Below are 20,105 nucleotides of genomic sequence, written 5' to 3' on the forward strand. Positions count from 1 at the left end.
AACACAAAAGCCTGCATAAGCAGGCTTTTAATATCTAAATTATCGAGTGACTATTTCCGGCTATCATTAGCCTGACGTAATAACGCTCGGCTTTCCGCTTGGAAATGCTGGGCATGATCGCCAAACCAATGCTCCACTTTTTTGAAGCTATCAATAAACGCCGCTTTATCGTGGCTTTCAAGCAAGGCGATAGCCTCACCAAATCGCTGGTAGTAACGTTTAATCAGCGCCAAATTGTTCTCTGATGACATGATGATATCAGCATAGAGTTGCGGGTCCTGCGCAAACAGCCGCCCAACCATCACCAGTTCTAAACGATAAATCGGAGACGAAAGCGCCAGCAGCTGTTCAAGCTGAACATTCTCTTCCGCCAGATGTAAGCCGTAAGCAAAAGTGGCAAAGTGTCGCAGCGCCTGGATGAACGCCATATTCTGATCGTGCTCAACGGCGCTGATGCGATGGAGCCTCGCCCCCCAAACCTGTAGCTGCTCTAACAGCCATTGGTAAGCTTCCGGCTGGCGTCCATCACAATAAACCACCACCTGCTTGGCCAAACTGCCCACGTCAGGCCCAAACATCGGGTGCAACCCTAATACAGGGCCACGATGTGCGGCCAGCATGGCCTGCAATGGTTTATTTTTAACCGATGCCAGATCCACCAATAAACAATCTGCAGGAAGCTTTGGTAAACGCGCAATCGCCTGCTCGGTGAGATGGATAGGTACACTCACGATAACCATACCTGCATCTGCACATAGCGCTTCAGCTTGCGGCCAATCATCCTGTTCAAGAATACGTACTTCATAGCCAGAGAGTTGCAGCATTTTCTCGAACAGGCGCCCCATCTGGCCTCGGCCGCCAACAATGACGACAGGACGTAAATCCGGCTTTAAGCTTTTAAAACCTTTGTCGTTTTCACTGGAGTAAGACTCACGCATCACGCGCCGCAAAACATCTTCAATCAGATCGGGTGGCACACCTAACAGCTCAGCCTCTTTGCGGCGGGATGCCAGCATTGACGCTTCACGTTCTGGAACATAAATCGGTAAACCATAGCGGCTTTTCACTTCTCCCACTTCGGCTACCAGTTGCAGACGGCGCGCTAATAAATCCAGCAGTGCCTTATCAACTTCATCGATTTGATCCCGCAATGCGGTTAGTTCCGCCACCATGATACTTATTCTCCTGCGCTACGGCTGCGTAGCGTTGCGCCTAGTTTTTGATGCATATCACGCAGAAGCGTATCCGTTGTACCCCAATCAATGCAGGCATCTGTTACCGAAACGCCGTATTTCATTTCACTGCGTGGCTGCTCTGAACTTTGGTTACCTTCAAAGATGTTACTTTCTAGCATAACACCAATAATAGACTGATTTCCGGCACTAATTTGCTCAACTACTGACTCAGCGACCGCTGATTGGCGGCGGAAGTCTTTATTTGAATTGCCATGGCTACAGTCGATCATCAGCGCAGGGCGTAATCCTGCTTTTTGCATTTGGATTTCACACTCAGCCACATGCTCCGCAGAGTAGTTTGGCGTTTTGCCACCGCGCAAAATGACATGACCATGAGGGTTACCCTGAGTTTGCAGTAAACACACCTGTCCTGATTGGTTGATCCCCACAAAACGGTGCGCCATAGAAGCTGCTTTCATCGCGTTGATCGCGGTTCCCAAGCTACCGTCGGTACCATTCTTAAATCCAACCGGCATTGACAGTCCAGATGCCATTTCACGGTGCGTTTGCGATTCCGTGGTGCGAGCACCAATCGCCGACCAGCTAAATAGATCGCCTAAAAACTGTGGTGAGTTAGGGTCTAATGCTTCGGTTGCCAATGGCAGCCCCATTTCAACCAAGCTCAAGAGCAGTTCACGTGCTTTGATAAAACCTGCTTCAACGTCAAACGAACCGTCCATGTGAGGATCGTTAATCAGGCCTTTCCAACCCACAGTCGTTCTTGGTTTTTCAAAGTACACGCGCATCACGATATACAGCTGGTCACGCAACTCAGCTGAGATGGACTGCAAACGACGGGCATAATCAAGAGCAGCATCAGTATCATGAATAGAACATGGACCACAGACAACCAACAGACGATGATCTTTACCTTCCAAAATATTCGCAATGTCCTGACGAGAAGCCGCGATCTGTTCTTGCAGCTGCGAACTCAGTGGAAAGCGATTTTTTAATTCTTCTGGCGTAATCAGTATTTGTTCGTCGCTAATGTGCACGTTATTTAATGCGTCTTTTTGCATAATCATGATAGTACCTGCCCTTAATTGAGTGATGACGCTCGTGATGATTTAAATCTTTACTGCTTGCGTGAGTGCGTCTGAGAAACACCATATCATGCCATGTAAAGTTTTCAACCCATTAGTGTAAAGAAATAATTACCGTAAACTTTACACTACACTTCTCAACAAAATTTGAGGCAACGCCCAGTTTTGCTATTGCCCTGAAGGCCGTTGGTTTAAGCATGATAAAATGGCGATTACATCATGGAGGACACATGCTTAAAGTCATCATTGTTGACGACGAACAACCCGCGCGCGACGAACTTAATGAGCTATTAACCAAACACGCTCGTATTGAGGTGATAGCCCAGTGCAGCAACGCGCTGGAAGCGATTCCGGCTATTCATAAATTACAGCCAGATGTGATCTTTCTTGATATCCAAATGCCCCGCATTAGCGGCCTAGAATTGGTCTCTATGCTCGATCCCGACACTATGCCATACATCGTTTTTGTTACCGCATTTGATGAATACGCTATTCAGGCATTTGAAAAACACGCCTTCGATTATCTGCTTAAGCCGATTGATAGCAGCCGTTTGAGCAAGACGCTGGAACGCTTGCAAAAAGGAATCAATGTAAAACAAAATTTACATCCATTTAGTGAACCCCAGCTTAAGCACATTCCCTGCCACGGATTAAATCGCATCTTCCTGCTCAAGCTAGATGAAGTTGAATACCTGTCATCCGAGCTTAGTGGTATCCATGTCGTAGGGGTCAACCAAAGCGGATATACGCAGCTAACGCTCAAAACGTTGGAAGAAAAAACGCCCTTTGTTCGCTGCCATCGTCAATACATGGTCAATGCGGATCGCCTCAGCGAAATTCAGCTTTTAGATAATGGCTCTGCCGAAGTGATAACCCACACGGGAAAAAGAATTCCAGTCAGCCGTCGCTATCTGAAAAACTTAAAAGAACGCTTGGGAATTACGTAATAAATACACTTTACTATAAAGATGGCTTATTTCATTTTCCCCAAAACTCCCCCAATAAAGGTGGCGTGATGATAAAAAATCATATCTTTATTTTGTGTCTTGCTCTTTCAGCCTGTACGCAGTATCCGGGTGGTATAGATAAAGGCTCAATGTGGTTTAACGCCGGTTTTGAAGATGCCAGCACGGGGAAAGTCGTACGCGATAACGACGCCTTGACTGAATGGTATGGGAATCCTGACGTTGAGCGGGCCGCCTATTTAGACGGTTACAACCATGGTGCACATCAGCTGTGCCAATCTTTCGCTATTGAACAGTGGGGAGCACAAGGTAAGCCGTTTCCTGCCAGCTGTGACAGCGCCGTAAATATTGCGGAATTACGTCTTAAATGGCAGCAAGGGATAAATAAAACGCTGCCGCGATAGTAGGAAACAATAAAAAGCAACACACCAGAATAGATATGTATCAGTATGTTTATTTAGATCAATTTTATTTGAAATTGCTTCACTAGTTTTTATAAACAGAGATCTCATTCGCAGATTAGCACATAAAGCTCATAGATATTAACCCTAGTACTTTTGGGTTAATTTTAAAAAGGGAACTTATGATAACGCTACAATTTGCGATAATTATTCTTTGTTTATTACTGGGGACGCGCTACGGCGGGATGGGGCTGGGTCTTATCAGTGGGATTGGACTCTTCTGCTTAACCTTTATTTTCGGCCTTGAACCCGGTAAACCGCCGGTTGAAGTTATTCTGACTATTCTCGCCGTCATCGGTTGTGCTTCAGTGTTACAAACCGCAGGCGGCCTGAACGTTATGATGCAGTTTGCAGAGCGCTTGCTGCGCAAACATCCACAGCACATCACGATTTTAGCGCCATTAACAACATGGACGCTGACTTTCCTCTGCGGTACCGGTCATGTGGTTTACACCATGTTCCCGATCATCTCCGATATCGCCTTAAAGAAAGGTATTCGTCCAGAACGCCCGATGGCCGTGGCCTCGGTCGCATCACAAATGGCAATCACCGCATCACCAGTCTCTGTTGCCGTTGTCTCCCTCGTCTCCATTTTGGGTGCCGCTCACGGAATTGGCCACGCCTATAGCATTCTAGAAATCTTGGCAATTTCCGTTCCTGCCTCGCTTTGTGGCGTTATCGTTGCCGCCCTGTGGAGCCTGCGTCGTGGTAAAGACTTGGATAAAGATCCTGAATTCCAAGCAAAAATCAGCGATCCCAAACAGCGTGAATTTATCTATGGCAACAGCGAAACCTTGCTGAACCAGAAATTCGACAAACGCGCCTACTGGTCTACATGGATCTTTTTCGCCGCAATCTTAGTGGTGGTTCTACTGGGGGCATTCTCTGAATTACGTCCATCCTATGAAATGAAAGGCGTAATGAAGCCACTGTCGATGAACCTGGTTATCCAGATGATGATGCTCATCGCTGGTGCCATTATCTTAATGGCTTGTAAGGTGAAACCCGCTGATATCTCGAGCGGTGCCGTATTTAAAGCCGGTATGGTTGCCATCTTCTCAGTATTTGGCGTCGCATGGATGAGCGATACGTTCTTCCAAGCACACATGCAGGACCTTAAGCTTGTTCTCGAGGATGTGGTGAAGTCCCAACCATGGACCTATGCTCTGGTGCTGTTTTTAGTTTCTAAGCTCGTCAACAGCCAAGCAGCGGCGTTAACCGCGATCGCGCCAATGGGTCTGCAACTCGGAGTCGATCCGAAGATGCTCATTGCCTTCTTCCCAGCAGCTTATGGCTACTTCGTTTTACCCACCTACCCAAGCGACTTAGCCTGTATTGGATTCGACCGTTCAGGCACTACCAAAATCGGTAAGTTCATCATCAACCACAGCTTTATCCTGCCTGGCTTTATTGGTGTAATCACCTCCTGCATCGTGGGTTATGTGCTCGTCACATCCTTCATGTAGTTTTCAGCTAGCCGGTATTTGTCACCGCAAATACCGGTTCCTCCATCGGCAATTTCTCGCATATAAATAAAGAGCATAACCTACTGGCGAAAACACAAAAAATAATCTAAATGAACCCGTTCTGGGCCAGCATGCGACCCGCTATAATGTGACGCTTGTCAACTTTGGCATTATCTCGTTACTGGAACCATCATGCTTTCTACACGCGCATACCGCGCAATGCCCCTGTGCCTGTCTATCTTGTCTGCTTTAACTAGCTCTGCTGCTTTTGCCGATACCTCGCTATTCACCGCGATGGATGATCCAACGACGGCAAAGAAGAGTTTCGACGGTAACGTTCAAGCGGGTTATAACTCTCAATCAGGTAACTCTGAGAGCTCGAATCTGCTGGCTAACACTACAATGACTTGGTTTAACCCTGAAACGGCATATAGCCTGTGGGGAACGGCAAATAACACTAAATCAGGTGACACTCGTTCTTCAGAGAAATATCAGGCAGGCGCTCGTTCACGCTATAACCTTAGTCCTGACAACTATATTTTTGGTCAAGGCAGTTGGATTAACGATCGCTATGCTGGCTATGATTCCCGCTCAACAGGAACCTTAGGTTACGGCCGCCAAGTGCTGGCAACGCCAGCGCAAAACCTGCGTGTAGAATTTGGTCCGGGTGTTCGTCACGACGAATATCATGGCGGTGGGCGTGAAACTCAGGCATTAGCCTATGCTGCTGGTAACTACGCTTACCAACTCACCAAAAATACGCAGTTCACGCAGGGTGTTTCTGTTATGGCTAACGATGACACCACGGTCAACTCAGAAACCGCACTGAACGTTGGGATCAATGACGACTTCTCTCTGCGTCTTTCATACAACGTGGTGTACAACACCGAGCCTCCAGCCAGTGCGCCAAAGAAAACCGACACGTCTACAGCCATTACGCTGCAATATAATCTGTAAATATGACGTTATGAGTTAATAGAAAAAGCCCGCTTAGCTGCGGGCTTTTTTGTGGTGTTTAATCATGCGATAACAGCCATAAAAAAAGGGGTTAGCGCAATGCTAACCCCTTTAAAACTAATAACGTTTGGATGTTGCTTACGCTTTAGCGCCCAGACGCTCTTTGATACGAGCTGATTTACCGGTACGCTCACGCAGGTAGTACAGTTTAGCTTTACGAACGGCACCACGACGTTTAACAGTAATGCTGTCGATTACTGGTGAATGAGTCTGGAATACACGCTCAACACCTTCGCCGTTAGAAATCTTACGAACAGTGAATGCAGAGTGCAGACCGCGGTTACGGATTGCAATAACCACGCCCTCGAATGCCTGCAGACGTTTTTTAGAACCTTCAACGACCCATACCTTAACTTCCAGAGAATCACCTGGACGGAATGCAGGTACGTCTTGCTTCATCTGCTCTTGTTCGATCTGTTTAATAATGTTGCTCATAATATGTCTCTTACCCTAGGTAAACTGATATATCGGGTCGTTCAGCCTTGATAAACAAGTCGCTTAAACGTTCCCTTCATGGTCTTGCTGTTCTAGACGATGTTCCTTACGGAACTCGGCTAACAGCTTCGCTTGCTCGTCAGTCAGAGCTAGGCTTTCTAGAAGTTCAGGTCTTCTAAGCCAGGTACGGCCCAGCGACTGCTTCAAGCGCCAGCGACGAATCTCCGCATGATTTCCCGACAGTAAAACCGGCGGTACCTCCATGCCTTCTAACACTTCAGGGCGTGTAAAGTGCGGACAATCCAGCAGTCCGTCGGCAAATGAATCTTCTTCTGCTGAAGCTTGATGACCCAAAACTCCCGGAATAAACCGTGAGACAGAATCAATCAGCGTCATAGCAGGAAGCTCACCGCCGCTAAGTACGTAATCTCCGATTGACCATTCTTCATCAATTTCGGTTTGGATTACACGCTCATCTATACCTTCATACCGACCACAAACCAGAATTAACTTCTTGTTTGTTGCCAGCTCGCAAACGCCTTGCTGGTCAAGTTTGCGACCCTGCGGCGAGAGATAAATCACTTTCGCCCCTTCGCCTGCCGCTGCTTTTGCAGCGTGGATAGCTTCCCGTAAAGGTTGCACCATCATCAACATCCCCGGACCACCGCCATAAGGACGGTCATCAACGGTACGATGCCGATCGTGCGTGAAGTCTCGTGGACTCCAGCACTGCACGCTTAGCAGGCCATTCTTAACAGCCCGGCTAGTTACCCCGTAATCAGTGATTGCGCGGAACATCTCAGGAAATAAGCTAACTATACCGATCCACATAACTCAATCCACATAGCGCCATACCCTTTCAACAACGGATGCTACACGCCTTCCAATAATTGGAGGTTAAAAACCAGGATCCCAATCTACTTCAACAATGCGAGTAGTGAGATCGACTTTCTTGATTACCTGCCCGTCGAGGAACGGAATCAACCGCTCCTTGATACCGAATGCATCTTTCAGGTTTGCCTTAACGACCATTACGTCATTAGAACCGGTTTCCATCATATCGATGATTTTACCCAGCTCGTATCCAGCAGTGGTGACTACCTGGCAGCCCATAAGGTCTTTCCAGTAATAATCGCCATCTTCTAGCTCTGGCAATTGCGACTCTTCCACTACGATCTCACGATTCGTTAGCGCATTCGCCGCATCTCGGTCATCAACACCTTTGATTTTGATAACCAAATCCTGATTGTGGCGCTTCCAGCTTTCTAGCTCGACATGCTGCCACTGACCAGCCTGCTGGATAAACCACGGCTGATATTCAAAAATGCTTTCGGCGTCTTCGGTGGATGAAAACACTCTGAGCCAACCGCGAATACCATATGAAGAACCCAGTTTCCCGAGTACCACGGGATTAGTAAGTTGTTTGCTCATTGTGACCACCGCAACGGATTAAGCAGCTTTCTTAGCTTCTTTGATCAGCGCAGAAACGCGATCAGAAACAGTTGCGCCCAAACCAACCCAGTGGTTTACGCGATCCAGATCCAGACGCAGAGATTCTGCCTGACCTGCTGCCAGCGGGTTGAAGAAACCAACACGCTCGATGAAACGGCCGTCACGTGCATTACGGCTGTCAGTTACTACTACTTGATAGAACGGACGCTTTTTAGCGCCGCCACGAGCTAAACGAATTGTTACCATAACATCCTCATTAGTTAATAGAACACCAGACCCCATCGAGGAACGGAGTCCGGTGTCTGTTGTTCTTAACGAACATAAAAGCCCGAAAATTTTACTCACTTTGGCGCGAAAAGCAACCGAAAGCGTACTTACGCCTCGGTTGCAGTTGCTAAAATAGGCAAAAGGAGGGATTAACGACCAGGGAATCCGGGTGGCATCATACCTTTCATGCCACGCATCATTTTCGACAAGCCGCCTTTCTTCATCTTCTTCATCATACGCTGCATTTCATCAAATTGTTTAAGTAAACGGTTGACGTCCTGCACTTGCATACCAGAACCCTGCGCAATACGACGTTTACGCGAGCCCTTGATAATTTCTGGGTTGGCACGCTCTTTCAACGTCATGGAGCTAATAATCGCCTCCATGCGCACTAAGAGTTTGTCATCCATCTGAGATTTAACGTTTTCTGGTAGTTGCCCCATGCCTGGCATTTTTGCCAGCATTGAGGTCATCCCACCCATGTTACGCATTTGCTTAAGCTGATCCATAAAGTCGGTAAGGTCGAAGCCGTCACCTTTCTTCAGTTTCTGTGCCAGCTTCTCAGCCTGCGCACGGTCAACTTTGCTCTCAATATCTTCGATAAGTGACAGAACGTCGCCCATACCAAGAATACGAGAAGCCACACGGTCTGGGTAGAACGGCTCCAGCGCTTCGGTCTTTTCACCCACGCCCAAGAACTTGATCGGTTTACCCGTGATATGGCGGATAGATAAAGCCGCACCACCGCGCGCATCACCATCGACCTTTGTCAGCACCACGCCGGTTAACGGCAGCGCTTCGTTAAAGGCTTTGGCGGTGTTCGCCGCATCCTGACCGGTCATGGCATCAACAACAAACAGCGTTTCAACCGGATTAATCGCGGCATGAACCTGTTTGATCTCGTCCATCATCGCTTCGTCAACGTGCAAACGACCTGCGGTATCGACGATCAGAACGTCATAGAATTTCTGTTTAGCATGCTGTAAAGCACGGCTAACAATCTCGATTGGCTTCTCTTTAACATCGGACGGGAAGAAATCGATGCTCACTTGCTGAGCCAAGGTTTCTAGCTGTTTAATCGCCGCTGGGCGATAAACGTCGGCAGAAACCACCAACACTTTTTTCTTATGTTTCTCTTTAAGAAACTTACCGAGTTTACCCACGCTGGTTGTTTTACCCGCGCCTTGTAAACCCGCCATCAGCACAACAGCAGGTGGCTGTGCGGCGAGGTTCAGCTCGGTGTTCACTTCGCCCATGGCGTTCGTCAGTTCGTTTTTAACGATTTTGACGAACTCTTGCCCTGGGGTCAGGCTTTTGTTCACTTCGTGCCCTACGGCACTTTCTTTAACACGGTTAATGAAGTCACGGACTACCGGTAGCGCGACGTCCGCTTCCAGTAATGCCATGCGTACTTCACGCAAGGTGTCTTTGATATTTTCTTCGGTCAGCCGCCCGCGGCCGCTGATGTTGCGCAATGAGCGCGACAATCGATCGCTTAAATTTTCAAACATTGTTTCTGCTCAACGTTAAGACTGGCCGTCAAGGCGACGACGTAGATGGCGGCGAGTATAACACGAAGATGGCACCTTTCTCCTCCTTGCTGCGCGGATTGGTTGGAGCGTGACGCTGCTAACGCTATACTGGCCTCATAATTCACTCTGCTAATGCCAAATTCACCATGCCTGCATTTGCCATATTGGCCATGATTTCCTACTTACTCAGCCTCGGCTTAATCATTCCGAGTCTGGTACAAAACAACCGAGCCTATCGCCGCTTGGCACTTTTGTTCGCCGCTATTGCGCTCATTAGCCACGCCGTGGCGCTTCAGGCTCGCGTTTTTGATGTCACCACCGGACAAAATCTCAGCTTACTGAACATTGGTTCGATCGTAAGCCTGATGATCTGTTTTGTGATGACTATAGTCGCCTCACGTGACCGTGGCTGGTTTTTGCTGCCGATTGTATACAGCTTTGCCTTAATTAATCTTGGGCTAGCCAGCTTCGTTCCAGGGGAGTTCATCACCCATCTAGAAACGACGCCTTCTCTGATGATTCACATTGGTCTGGCGCTGTTCTCTTACGCAACGCTGATCATTGCTGCGCTCTATGCCCTACAGCTTGCGCTTCTCGACTATTTATTGAAGAACAAAAAACTCACGTTTACCGCTGATATGCCGCCGCTGATGAGCATTGAACGCAAGATGTTTCATATTACGCAGGTCGGTGTGGTGCTACTGACACTCACTCTGTGCACCGGCATGTTGTACATGGATAACTTGTTCAGCAAAGAGAACGTGCACAAAGCCGTGCTGTCGATTCTGGCATGGTTTGTCTATGTTTTATTATTGTGGGGGCACTTCCGCGAAGGCTGGCGTGGACGCCGCGTCGTATGGTTCAGCTTGCTGGGCGCATTTTTACTGACGATGGCTTATTTTGGCAGCCGTCTTCTTCAGGAAGTCATGGTAAACTAACTCCCCTCCTCTTTTTCGCTCACCCCGTAATATCACGGGGTGAACCGTTCAATCGTTATAAGGAACACCTCCTTGGAGCACGTCTCTACGGGTACACTGATTACCATCCTGGTAATTATGGTCATTGTCTCAGCCTATTTTTCTGCGTCAGAAACAGGGATGATGACACTCAACCGCTACCGCCTCCGCCATCTCTCCAAGCAGGGATTACGTTCCGCTCGTCGTGTTGAAAAACTCCTCAAACATCCCGATCGCCTGATCAGTTTGGTGCTCATCGGCAACAACCTCGTCAATATTTTGGCTTCAGCCTTGGCCACTATTGTCGGGATTCGCTTGTATGGAAACGCAGGCGTAGCCATTGCGACCGGTGTTCTGACCTTCGTAGTGTTAGTCTTTGCTGAAGTGTTGCCAAAAACGTTTGCCGCGCTATATCCCGAAAGAGTCGCTTTCCCAAGCAGCGTGCTATTGCTGCCGCTGCAAAAAATCATGATGCCGTTAGTTTGGTTTTTGAACGGCATTACGCGCATTCTGCTGCGCATGTGTGGGATCCGCGCCACGGCACATCCAAGCGATGCGGTCAGTAAAGATGAACTTCGGTCTATCGTGAACGAGTCCAATTCACAGATTTCACGCCGTAATCAGGACATGTTGATTTCTGTTTTGGATCTTGAAAAAGTAACCGTCGACGACATTATGGTGCCGCGTAATGAAATCGTCGGGATTGATATCAATGACGACTGGAAATCAATCCTGCGTCAGCTGACGCACTCACCACATGGACGTATCGTCTTATATCGCGGCTCACTCGACGATTCGATTGGCATGCTGCGTGTGCGCGAAGCCTATCGTTTGATGATTGAGAAGAAAGAGTTCAATAAAGAGAACTTACTGCGCGCCGCTGACGAAATTTATTACATTCCAGAAAGTACTCATCTCAGCGTCCAACTGCTCAAATTCCAGCGTAACAAAGAAAAAATGGGCATCGTGGTGGATGAATACGGTGATATCAAAGGATTAGTTTCCGTTGAAGATATTCTCGAGGAAATTGTCGGCGACTTCACGACGTCGATGTCGCCTTCTTTGGCAGAAGAAGTCATGCCGCAAAGCGATGGTTCTGTGCTGGTAGATGGAACCGCGAATATTCGCGAGCTTAATAAAGCATTCAACTGGACGCTTCCCGCCGATGGCCCCCGCACAATGAACGGCATGCTGCTTGAGGAATTAGAAGATATTCCACTGCCGGGCGCTCACGTCAACATTGGCCAATACCATATCCAAATTCTTGATGTTCAAGACAACATGATTAAGCAGGTTCGCGTTTCGTCAGTAGCGCGTAAGAAAACGGATGAGGACAGCGAGCGCTATAGCTCGTAGCCCGATTCATCCATTAAAAAAGGCGCATTCAGCGCCTTTTTTGTGTCTTGCGTTTAGAGAAACGAGACTAGATATGCAGCTCGGCCAGCTTTTCTTTAGGCAGGGCAAGATCATCGTTGTGATTAACACCAACGCCTTTCTCTAGGATATGGCGAGCAATTTCATGTGCTTCCTGCAATGAGTGCATGGAATAGGTTCCGCACTGGTATTCATTGAGTTCAGGAATTTTACGCTGGTCAGTTACCTTCAACACATCTTCCATAGCCGCTTTCCACGCATTGGCTACGCGCGACTCTTCAGGCGTGCCAATCAAGCTCATGTAAAAACCGGTACGACAGCCCATTGGAGAGATATCGATAATCTCTACACCGTTACCGTTCAGATGATCGCGCATGAAACCGGCAAACAGGTGCTCAAGAGTATGGATGCCGCGCTCAGGCAGGATCTCTTGGTTCGGATGACAAAAACGCAAATCGAAGACCGTAATGTTGTCGCCATGCGGGGTTTTCATATTTTTTGCTACACGCACCGCAGGTGCCGCCATACGCGTATGGTCTACAGTGAAGCTATCCAGTAGTGGCATTTCGTCACCTCCTCATAAAAAAAATGAATTTTTTTTCGGTTTTATGAAACCTTTTCTAACTCAGCGAGTCTGAATATATGAAAGACGCGCATTTGTTATCATCATCCCTGCTACAGAGATGCTATTTTGGCCACAGGTATTGTGGCCTTTTTCTTTTCTAGCGCCCAGCATGTAAGTGCAGATACTCTTCAAACCCCATAGCACCCGGCATTGAATCCTGAGCTTCCATAGCGGCCTGACGTTTAATCGACGCTTCCACCTGTTGCTGCAACTGTTCTTCGGTTAATACTTCCAACGGCTCTGAGCTCAACTGTTCGCGATAACGCTCTGACAGTTCACGGCCAAATCCACCCACGCCTTTTTCTTTCATCTGCTCCAATACCTGAGCAGAATAGGTCAATGAAGCATCTTCAAAACAGGCTACCAGCTTAGTGCAAACCTGCTGATATTGCTTATTCCCATTGATGCTATCTAATACTTCGGCGACGCGTTGCAAATCAGCAAACAGTTCTTTGCCTACTTTCGCAAGTGGCTGGCGCTCAGTGTCACAGCCAATACCAATAGTCTGGCCAGGCTTGCGCCCTTCAAGGATCACGCGATTCCAGTTTTTACGCGTACACAGCAGTTCGTCACTGCTCATTTCCGGCGCATCAGCCAGTACACACCAAATCAGGAAAAGATCCAAGAAGCGGGATTGCTCAGCGTTAACGCCGATAGCCGTAAATGGATTGATATCCAGAGAGCGCACTTCTATGTATTCAATTCCGCCACGCAGCAGTGCATCGGACGGTGACTCGTCGCCTTTAGTGACACGTTTTGGACGAATCGGCGCGTAGAGTTCATTTTCAATCTGTAAAACGTTGGCATTGAGCTGGCGATAATGACCATCTACCTTCACACCAAGCTTAGCAAACTCAGGTGATGGCGTATGAATCGCTTTTTTCAGCGCGGTGACATAATCAGGCAGATTGTTGAACGTGATGCCTAAATCATTCTGCGATTTATTGGTATAACCTAAATCACTCAAACGCAGCGAGGTTGCATAAGGCAGATACAGCATATGCCCATCACGCTCGAACGGAATATTGGTTTCACGACCGTTCAAGAACGATGAACAGATTGCCGGTGAGGCGCCAAACAGATACGGGATCACCCAGCCAAAGCGATAATAGTTACGGATCAGGCGGAAATAACCCGCCGAGATCTGCTCTTTACCACTTTCTGCATCTTCAACGCCAGCCCATGCACGCCAAAAATCTATAGGCAGCGAGAAGTTATAGTGCACACCAGAAATGGTTTGCATCAGCGCACCGTAGCGATTCTTCAAACCTTCACGGTACAACGTTTTAAATCGACCAACGTTAGATGAGCCATACTGTGCCAGTACAATATCTTCTTCTTTATTGATAAAGCACGGCATACTCATTGGCCACATGCGCTCTGAGCCTAAATTACGCGCTACATAACGATGAATATCCGTTAAGAAGGAAAGCATGTGATCGATGCTGGGATCGACTGGAGTAATAAACTCCAGCAAAGACTCGGCAAAGTCAGTGGTTATCCAAGGATGAGTCAACGCTTTACCCAATATATCTGGGTGACCAGAAGCGGCCAGTTGGCCTTCAGGCGTTACACGAAGCGTTTCACGCTCAATTCCGCGTCGAATTCCGTTAAGAGCATCTGGATGCGACTCCAGCCAAGTCAGTGCTTTAGATACGTCCGGGATCAAGTCGACCTCCCGCTAATCAAATAATAACTGCCAGCATTCATGTTCTGCCGCTGAGCGTTTCCACTCTCGCTTATGACCACCATGACATACCCTGCAGCGTCAGCCATGCTAACACCACATAACGCACCGCTTTCCCAATACTGAGATAAAGCGCCACGGGTACCCACGGCATTCGCAGCCAACCTGCTAACACACAGAGTAAATCACCAATGATGGGCACCCAACTGAGCAACAATGTTACCGCGCCATAGCGTTGTAACCAGCGTAACGACAGCTGCAACCCCCGCTGCGGTTTCATGTCCGGCAGCAGACGACCAATGATGACATTTGTTAATCCGCCCAGAATATTGCCAACAATCGCTGTCAGCACTAACCACCACGGAGAAACCTGCCCCGCTAACAGCAAGGCAGTTAAAACAATTTCTGAATTTCCCGGCAATAGCGTCGCGCTAGTGAAGCTACTGGCAAACATTGCGCCTAATGTCAGGAGAGAGCTCATTACAACTTGCGCACGTCAACCCACGCCATATTGGCGCTTTGAGCCGCTTGGATGCCAAAATCAGCATCTTCGAACACCACACAATCCTTAGGTGCTACGCCGATAAGCTCAGCACAGCGTAAGAATGTGTCTGGTTCTGGCTTATGCCGCTTAACATCATCAGCACCGACGATCGCTTGGAAACAATCGCGCAGTCCCAAATGGCGCAGCAATGCATCTGCCATTCGATGTTCACTTCCGGTTCCCACTGCCATCGGTCTTTTGCCTTTATAGGCCCGTACCACATCGATCAACGGAAGCGGCGTTACGCTATCTAGTAACATGGCTTCTACCGCGGCCGTTTTCAATGCGGCAAGATGATGTGGATCCATATCCGCTTGATTATTTTCTATGATGACTTGGGCAATACGCCAAGTTGGGGAGCCATTCAGTGCCACCATCGCATGTTCATCGTAGGTCATTCCGTATTGGGAAAGCACCTGCCGCCAAGCCAGACGATGCGTAGGCTCGGTATCGAGTAGAGTGCCGTCCATATCAAAAATCAGTCCTTGAAAGCGATCGTACATTGATTGCAGCTCCGTAACGATGGTGAATATATGGAAGGTTACTTTAACGCAAAGCTTTTACGTTGTCGCTCTGAGAGTTTCAGGGGGAATTAATTAAAAAGCCAATGGATATGAGGAAAAATTCTGCCGAAAAAGACTATGCACGGTGGATTTTAGATAAAAAAAAACCCCGTCAATGACGAGGTCTTAAGATGACATATCTGGGAGGTTATTCGGCGCAAGCGCCTCACTCTCTTAGTGTCATCAGTCTCTCTGACTATCATACGACAAGGTATGTTACATCAGAGAAACCAAATATGGTGCACCCAGGAAGATGACTCACGCGAGCGTTTCGCCCTGCGGGCCGTTGCTAAAGCAACGTTATCATCCTTTGTGCTACCGGCAACACTTAACCACTATGCAATTCTGCATTGCGATAAGCATTGTGAAATATGGTGCACCCAGGAAGATTCGAACTTCCGACCGCTCGGTTCGTAGCCGAGTACTCTATCCAGCTGAGCTATGGGTGCACAGGATACTGCTGATATCGTGACGCTGAAAAATCTCTAGCACCACAATCAATAATGGTGCACCCAGGAAGATTCGAACTTCCGACCGCTCGGTTCGTAGCCGAGTACTCTATCCAGCTGAGCTATGGGTGCACAGGATACTGCTGATATTGCGACGCTGATAAATCTCTAGCACCACAATCAATAATGGTGCACCCAGGAAGATTCGAACTTCCGACCGCTCGGTTCGTAGCCGAGTACTCTATCCAGCTGAGCTATGGGTGCACAGGATACTACTGATATCGTGACACTGATAAATCACTGCATCACAACAAAATATGGTGCACCCAGGAAGATTCGAACTTCCGACCGCTCGGTTCGTAGCCGAGTACTCTATCCAGCTGAGCTATGGGTGCAAAATGGCGGTGAGGCGGGGATTCGAACCCCGGATGCAGCTTTTGACCGCATACTCCCTTAGCAGGGGAGCGCCTTCAGCCTCTCGGCCACCTCACCTTACGCATATCTTTCGATGCGTGCTGACTAACTTTGTTTAAGCTCATCGGCACTGCGTGGCGCACATATTACTTTCTGGGGTTTATAAGTCAAACATTTTTTCGAGACTCTGATTCGTTTGTGTAAAACACAGACAAAAAGCGCGATTTTAAGGCAAGCTGTTGATTTAATAATCACGAAATCAGCGTATAGCGTAGCTAAAATCTAAAAATGGATTAGCAGGAAAAACGAAAAGAAGTGCGATGGAGAGAGATAAAACGAAAGAAAATCGAAAAATGGGGATATAGCGAAGGGAGTTTAGAGTGCGAATGACCCGTTTAGCGTTAGCGCCCCGCAATAATACGAGGCGCTACACTAGGATTAGTAAGTCGTCTGTTGAGACTTTTCGGCCTGAATACGTTGGTAAATCTCTTCACGATGGACAGAAACCTCTTTCGGAGCATTTACACCGATGCGAACCTGGTTTCCTTTAACACCTAATACAGTGACCGTTACCTCATCACCAATCATGAGGGTTTCACCCACTCGACGAGTCAAAATTAGCATTCTTTGCTCCTTGAAAGATTAATTAGAGTCGGGTCTCTCAGCTTCCCCCGCCATTATCCATCATCTATTGTGAAAACGTAACCTATAACAAGTTCATAATGTGTAAGCAGATTAGGCTGGTCCACACTGTATGTACAAGTTTAGTCCAAAAGGTATACACCGTAGTAATTTTTATAACAAGTACGTTAACTAAAAAACAAAAAACGCCATACCTGACAATAAGATATGACGTTTGTTTTTTGAACTATCTTAAATTACAGCTTATCTGCAACCCAAGCTTCTACACCAGCCAGCGCCTGAGGTAATGCCGCGGCATCGCTACCACCTGCCATCGCCATGTCAGGACGTCCACCGCCTTTACCGCCAACCTGCTGGGCGACCATACCAATCAGCTCACCCGCTTTCACTTTGCCAGTGAGGTCTTTGGTGACACCAGCAACTAAGCTAACTTTACCTTCAGCGGTAGTTGCCAGAACCACGACGCCAGAACCAAGCTGATTCTTCAGCTCATCAACCATCGTGCGCAGCATTTTGGCTTCTACGTTATCCAGATGGCTTACCAGAAGCTTCACGCCCTTCACATCAACGGCTTTGCTGGAAAGTGATGCACTTTCCTGAGCAGCCTGCTGATCTTTAAGCTGTTGCAGCTCTTTTTCCAACTGGCGAGTTTTATCCATAACGGCACGGATTTTATCCGCAACGCTATGAGCATCGCTCTTCACTAACGCAGCCGCTTCACGTAAAGCATCGGCGTCTTGATGCATAACCGCAATCGCACCTTCACCTGTTACGGCTTCGATACGACGCACGCCAGCCGCGGTGCCCGCTTCAGAAGTGATACGGAACAAACCGATATCGCCCGTCTGACGCGCATGCGTACCGCCACACAGCTCGGTGGAGAAATCACCCATGCTTAACACACGAACGCTTTCATCGTACTTCTCACCAAACAATGCCATCGCGCCTTTCGCTTTTGCTTCATCGAGATCCATGATGTTGGTCTCAATCGGCAGATTGCGTCGAACCTGAGCGTTGACGATATCTTCAACCTGACGAATCTGTTCAGGTTTCATGGCTTCAAAATGAGAGAAATCGAAACGCAGGTTACGATCGCTCACCAATGAGCCTTTCTGGGAAACATGATCGCCCAGCACCTGACGCAAAGCAGCATGCAGTAAGTGCGTCGCTGAGTGGTTCAAACGAATACGGCTACGACGAGCTTCATCAATCGTCGCCTCAACGCTGTCACCCACTTTCAATGAGCCCTGCGCAACTTTCCCCTGATGTCCAATCGCTTGGCCATACTTCTGAGTATCAGTTACGACAAAGCTCACGCCTTGCGCTGTCAGTTCGCCTTTATCGCCAACCTGACCGCCGGATTCAGCATAGAATGGGGTTTCGTTTAGAATAACCACGCCTTCTTCGCCTGCGTTCAGAACGTCAACCGCCTGACCGTCACGGAACAATGCCGTCACGCTTGAATGCTGCTGGTTATGATCATAACCAGAGAACTTGGAAGTACCATCAACACGGATCATGCTGTTATAGTCTGCGCCGAAGCCGCTAGACTCACGCGCACGACGACGCTGCTCTTCCATTGCGCGTTCAAAGCCAATCTCATCGACTTTCAAATTACGCTCACGGCAAACGTCAGCGGTCAGATCCAGTGGGAAACCGTAGGTATCGTACAGACGGAAAGCCGTATCACCGTCCAGCGTATCGCCGGTCAGTTTTGATAGCTCATCATCCAACAGCGCTAAACCGCGTTCCAGCGTGCGAGCAAACTGTTCTTCTTCAGTTTTCAGAACCTGTTCAACCATCGACTGCTGGCGTTTCAGCTCATCAGCGGCAGAGCCCATCACGTCAATCAGTGGGGCAACCAGCTTATAGAAGAAAGTCTCTTTCGCTCCCACCATATTTCCGTGGCGCACAGCACGACGGATAATACGACGCAGAACATAACCGCGGCCTTCGTTAGAAGGCAGTACGCCGTCAGAAACCAAGAACGCACAAGAACGAATGTGGTCAGCAATAACGCGTAGTGACTTGCTAGACAGATCGGTTGCACCGGTCACTTTTGCCGTCTCGGCAATCAGCGTGCGGAACAGATCGATGTCATAGTTAGAATTAACGTGTTGCAGAACGGCCGCAATACGCTCCAATCCCATACCGGTATCAACAGATGGTTTTGGCAACGGCAGCATGGTGCCATCAGACTGACGGTTGAATTGCATGAAGACGATGTTCCAGATCTCAATATAGCGATCGCCATCTTCTTCAGCGCTTCCTGGAGGGCCACCCCAGATGTGGTCACCGTGATCGTAGAAAATCTCGGTGCATGGACCACAAGGACCGGTATCCCCCATTTGCCAGAAGTTATCTGAAGCAAAAGGAGCGCCCTTGTTATCGCCAATGCGAATGATACGTTCGCGTGGTACACCAACTTCGTCAGCCCAAATGTTAAAGGCTTCATCGTCGGTTTCGTACACGGTCACCCACAGTTTTTCTTTCGGCAGGTTGAACCAGTTCTCACCGGTCAACAGCTCCCATGCAAACTGGATAGCATCGTGCTTGAAATAGTCACCGAAGCTGAAGTTGCCCAGCATTTCGAAAAATGTATGGTGACGTGCGGTATAACCGACGTTTTCTAAATCGTTATGTTTACCACCTGCACGCACACAACGTTGAGACGTTGTTGCACGGCTGTAGTTGCGTTTATCGATGCCGAGGAAAACATCCTTGAATTGGTTCATACCCGCATTGGTGAATAACAACGTAGGGTCGTTATTCGGAACCAGAGAACTACTCTCTACGATCTGGTGTCCTTTGCTATGGTAGAAATCGAGAAACGCTTGACGGATCTCAGCGGTACTCTTGCTCATAATTGTCCCGGAGTCAGGCTAAAAGAACTGTAGTGAACAGACCCTCTCGCAATTGACTGCAAGTCGGCCGCGCACAAACATAAAGTGGGAATAAGATAAATTTTCTTCACTGGG

At 48.2% G+C, this 20,105-nt stretch carries 19 protein-coding genes and 5 tRNA genes; 6 read left to right on the forward strand and 18 right to left on the reverse strand.

The annotated features are described in order from the left end of the window. Window positions 1-50 precede the first annotated feature (50 nt). Both tyrA and DSM2777_RS21295 read right to left on the reverse strand, forming a co-directional pair. Complete coding sequence (gene tyrA, locus DSM2777_RS21290) at window positions 51-1,172, reverse strand: bifunctional chorismate mutase/prephenate dehydrogenase (RefSeq protein WP_061555102.1); 1,122 nt, start codon at window positions 1,170-1,172, stop codon at window positions 51-53. A 5-nt stretch (window positions 1,173-1,177) separates the two neighbouring features. Beyond that, on the reverse strand, window positions 1,178-2,260 hold the full coding sequence (locus DSM2777_RS21295; protein ID WP_269465576.1) for a 3-deoxy-7-phosphoheptulonate synthase: 1,083 nt from the start codon (window positions 2,258-2,260) through the stop codon (window positions 1,178-1,180). A gap of 248 nt (window positions 2,261-2,508) precedes the next feature. On the opposite strand from DSM2777_RS21295, the gene btsR reads away from it, so the two are divergent. From btsR to DSM2777_RS21315, 4 genes are all read left to right on the forward strand, one after another. Beyond that, window positions 2,509-3,225, forward strand: a complete 717-nt coding sequence (btsR, locus tag DSM2777_RS21300; protein ID WP_061555103.1) for a two-component system response regulator BtsR — start codon at window positions 2,509-2,511, stop codon at window positions 3,223-3,225. 68 nt (window positions 3,226-3,293) lie between these two features. Beyond that, window positions 3,294-3,647: a DUF2799 domain-containing protein gene (locus DSM2777_RS21305; RefSeq protein WP_046458351.1), complete on the forward strand. Its 354-nt coding sequence runs from the start codon at window positions 3,294-3,296 to the stop codon at window positions 3,645-3,647. Between the two features lie 179 nt (window positions 3,648-3,826). Beyond that, window positions 3,827-5,170, forward strand: a complete 1,344-nt coding sequence (locus tag DSM2777_RS21310; protein ID WP_043491083.1) for an anaerobic C4-dicarboxylate transporter — start codon at window positions 3,827-3,829, stop codon at window positions 5,168-5,170. Window positions 5,171-5,362: 192 nt separating this feature from the next. Continuing rightward, window positions 5,363-6,127: a DUF481 domain-containing protein gene (locus DSM2777_RS21315; RefSeq protein ID WP_046458352.1), complete on the forward strand. Its 765-nt coding sequence runs from the start codon at window positions 5,363-5,365 to the stop codon at window positions 6,125-6,127. 138 nt (window positions 6,128-6,265) lie between these two features. On the opposite strand, the gene rplS is transcribed toward DSM2777_RS21315, so the two are convergent. The 5 genes from rplS to ffh all read right to left on the reverse strand — a co-directional run bounded on the left by rplS (window position 6,266) and on the right by ffh (window position 9,852). Beyond that, window positions 6,266-6,622: a 50S ribosomal protein L19 gene (rplS, locus tag DSM2777_RS21320; protein WP_004090612.1), complete on the reverse strand. Its 357-nt coding sequence runs from the start codon at window positions 6,620-6,622 to the stop codon at window positions 6,266-6,268. Between the two features lie 63 nt (window positions 6,623-6,685). Further along, entirely contained in the window at window positions 6,686-7,453 is a 768-nt protein-coding gene (gene trmD, locus DSM2777_RS21325; protein WP_046458353.1) for a tRNA (guanosine(37)-N1)-methyltransferase TrmD, read from the reverse strand. Window positions 7,454-7,519: 66 nt separating this feature from the next. Beyond that, the gene (gene rimM / locus DSM2777_RS21330) at window positions 7,520-8,053 is read right to left on the reverse strand and encodes a ribosome maturation factor RimM (RefSeq protein ID WP_040047199.1); all 534 of its coding nucleotides are present in this window, start codon (window positions 8,051-8,053) and stop codon (window positions 7,520-7,522) included. An 18-nt stretch (window positions 8,054-8,071) separates the two neighbouring features. Next, entirely contained in the window at window positions 8,072-8,320 is a 249-nt protein-coding gene (rpsP, locus tag DSM2777_RS21335; protein WP_025801540.1) for a 30S ribosomal protein S16, read from the reverse strand. A 170-nt stretch (window positions 8,321-8,490) separates the two neighbouring features. Beyond that, window positions 8,491-9,852: a signal recognition particle protein gene (gene ffh / locus DSM2777_RS21340; protein ID WP_025801541.1), complete on the reverse strand. Its 1,362-nt coding sequence runs from the start codon at window positions 9,850-9,852 to the stop codon at window positions 8,491-8,493. A 167-nt stretch (window positions 9,853-10,019) separates the two neighbouring features. Between ffh and DSM2777_RS21345 the strand changes: the two genes are divergently transcribed. Beyond that, the gene (locus DSM2777_RS21345) at window positions 10,020-10,811 is read left to right on the forward strand and encodes a cytochrome C assembly family protein (RefSeq protein WP_046458354.1); all 792 of its coding nucleotides are present in this window, start codon (window positions 10,020-10,022) and stop codon (window positions 10,809-10,811) included. A gap of 72 nt (window positions 10,812-10,883) precedes the next feature. Next, window positions 10,884-12,185 carry an HlyC/CorC family transporter gene (locus DSM2777_RS21350; RefSeq protein WP_046458355.1) on the forward strand — a complete coding sequence of 434 codons (1,302 nt, stop codon included), beginning with the start codon at window positions 10,884-10,886 and terminating at the stop codon, window positions 12,183-12,185. Window positions 12,186-12,252: 67 nt separating this feature from the next. Here the strand turns inward: DSM2777_RS21350 and luxS are convergent, their stop codons facing one another. From luxS to alaS, 11 genes are all read right to left on the reverse strand, one after another. Continuing rightward, complete coding sequence (gene luxS / locus DSM2777_RS21355; RefSeq protein ID WP_040047202.1) at window positions 12,253-12,768, reverse strand: S-ribosylhomocysteine lyase; 516 nt, start codon at window positions 12,766-12,768, stop codon at window positions 12,253-12,255. Between the two features lie 157 nt (window positions 12,769-12,925). Continuing rightward, entirely contained in the window at window positions 12,926-14,497 is a 1,572-nt protein-coding gene (gshA, locus tag DSM2777_RS21360) for a glutamate--cysteine ligase (protein WP_046458356.1), read from the reverse strand. Between the two features lie 70 nt (window positions 14,498-14,567). Next, window positions 14,568-14,996 (reverse strand): YqaA family protein, encoded by a 429-nt coding sequence (locus tag DSM2777_RS21365; RefSeq protein ID WP_025801546.1) that lies wholly within the window; start codon window positions 14,994-14,996, stop codon window positions 14,568-14,570. Beyond that, window positions 14,996-15,562, reverse strand: a complete 567-nt coding sequence (gene yqaB, locus DSM2777_RS21370) for a fructose-1-phosphate/6-phosphogluconate phosphatase (protein ID WP_025801547.1) — start codon at window positions 15,560-15,562, stop codon at window positions 14,996-14,998. The genes DSM2777_RS21365 and yqaB overlap by 1 nt, the downstream gene beginning before the upstream one ends. Window positions 15,563-15,994: 432 nt before the next feature. Beyond that, window positions 15,995-16,071: transfer RNA gene (locus DSM2777_RS21375), tRNA-Arg, on the reverse strand. A 55-nt stretch (window positions 16,072-16,126) separates the two neighbouring features. Continuing rightward, window positions 16,127-16,203 (reverse strand) — tRNA-Arg (locus DSM2777_RS21380). Window positions 16,204-16,258: 55 nt separating this feature from the next. Next, window positions 16,259-16,335 (reverse strand) — tRNA-Arg (locus DSM2777_RS21385). A 54-nt stretch (window positions 16,336-16,389) separates the two neighbouring features. Next, window positions 16,390-16,466: transfer RNA gene (locus tag DSM2777_RS21390), tRNA-Arg, on the reverse strand. A gap of 4 nt (window positions 16,467-16,470) precedes the next feature. Next, window positions 16,471-16,563, reverse strand: a tRNA-Ser gene (locus DSM2777_RS21395). Window positions 16,564-16,923: 360 nt separating this feature from the next. Then, window positions 16,924-17,109, reverse strand: a complete 186-nt coding sequence (csrA, locus tag DSM2777_RS21400; RefSeq protein WP_004091602.1) for a carbon storage regulator CsrA — start codon at window positions 17,107-17,109, stop codon at window positions 16,924-16,926. Between the two features lie 254 nt (window positions 17,110-17,363). After that, window positions 17,364-19,991 carry an alanine--tRNA ligase gene (gene alaS, locus DSM2777_RS21405; RefSeq protein WP_061555104.1) on the reverse strand — a complete coding sequence of 876 codons (2,628 nt, stop codon included), beginning with the start codon at window positions 19,989-19,991 and terminating at the stop codon, window positions 17,364-17,366. Window positions 19,992-20,105 lie beyond the last annotated feature (114 nt).

The organism is Obesumbacterium proteus (genome assembly GCF_001586165.1).
In the GTDB taxonomy this organism is placed as follows: Bacteria; Pseudomonadota; Gammaproteobacteria; order Enterobacterales; family Enterobacteriaceae; genus Hafnia; species Hafnia protea.

Excerpts from the sequence above, each read along its gene's own strand:
- tyrA (WP_061555102.1), bottom strand. The coding sequence starts at position 1,172 with ATGGTGGCGGAACTAACCGCATTGCGGGATCAAATCGATGAAGTTGAT.
- btsR (WP_061555103.1), top strand. The coding sequence starts at position 2,509 with ATGCTTAAAGTCATCATTGTTGACGACGAACAACCCGCGCGCGACGAA.
- alaS (WP_061555104.1), bottom strand. The coding sequence starts at position 19,991 with ATGAGCAAGAGTACCGCTGAGATCCGTCAAGCGTTTCTCGATTTCTAC.
- luxS (WP_040047202.1), bottom strand. The coding sequence starts at position 12,768 with ATGCCACTACTGGATAGCTTCACTGTAGACCATACGCGTATGGCGGCA.
- csrA (WP_004091602.1), bottom strand. The coding sequence starts at position 17,109 with ATGCTAATTTTGACTCGTCGAGTGGGTGAAACCCTCATGATTGGTGAT.
- DSM2777_RS21315 (WP_046458352.1), top strand. The coding sequence starts at position 5,363 with ATGCTTTCTACACGCGCATACCGCGCAATGCCCCTGTGCCTGTCTATC.
- DSM2777_RS21295 (WP_269465576.1), bottom strand. The coding sequence starts at position 2,260 with ATGATTATGCAAAAAGACGCATTAAATAACGTGCACATTAGCGACGAA.
- rimM (WP_040047199.1), bottom strand. The coding sequence starts at position 8,053 with ATGAGCAAACAACTTACTAATCCCGTGGTACTCGGGAAACTGGGTTCT.
- ffh (WP_025801541.1), bottom strand. The coding sequence starts at position 9,852 with ATGTTTGAAAATTTAAGCGATCGATTGTCGCGCTCATTGCGCAACATC.
- rplS (WP_004090612.1), bottom strand. The coding sequence starts at position 6,622 with ATGAGCAACATTATTAAACAGATCGAACAAGAGCAGATGAAGCAAGAC.
- trmD (WP_046458353.1), bottom strand. The coding sequence starts at position 7,453 with ATGTGGATCGGTATAGTTAGCTTATTTCCTGAGATGTTCCGCGCAATC.
- DSM2777_RS21345 (WP_046458354.1), top strand. The coding sequence starts at position 10,020 with ATGCCTGCATTTGCCATATTGGCCATGATTTCCTACTTACTCAGCCTC.
- DSM2777_RS21365 (WP_025801546.1), bottom strand. The coding sequence starts at position 14,996 with ATGAGCTCTCTCCTGACATTAGGCGCAATGTTTGCCAGTAGCTTCACT.
- DSM2777_RS21310 (WP_043491083.1), top strand. The coding sequence starts at position 3,827 with ATGATAACGCTACAATTTGCGATAATTATTCTTTGTTTATTACTGGGG.
- DSM2777_RS21305 (WP_046458351.1), top strand. The coding sequence starts at position 3,294 with ATGATAAAAAATCATATCTTTATTTTGTGTCTTGCTCTTTCAGCCTGT.
- yqaB (WP_025801547.1), bottom strand. The coding sequence starts at position 15,562 with ATGTACGATCGCTTTCAAGGACTGATTTTTGATATGGACGGCACTCTA.
- rpsP (WP_025801540.1), bottom strand. The coding sequence starts at position 8,320 with ATGGTAACAATTCGTTTAGCTCGTGGCGGCGCTAAAAAGCGTCCGTTC.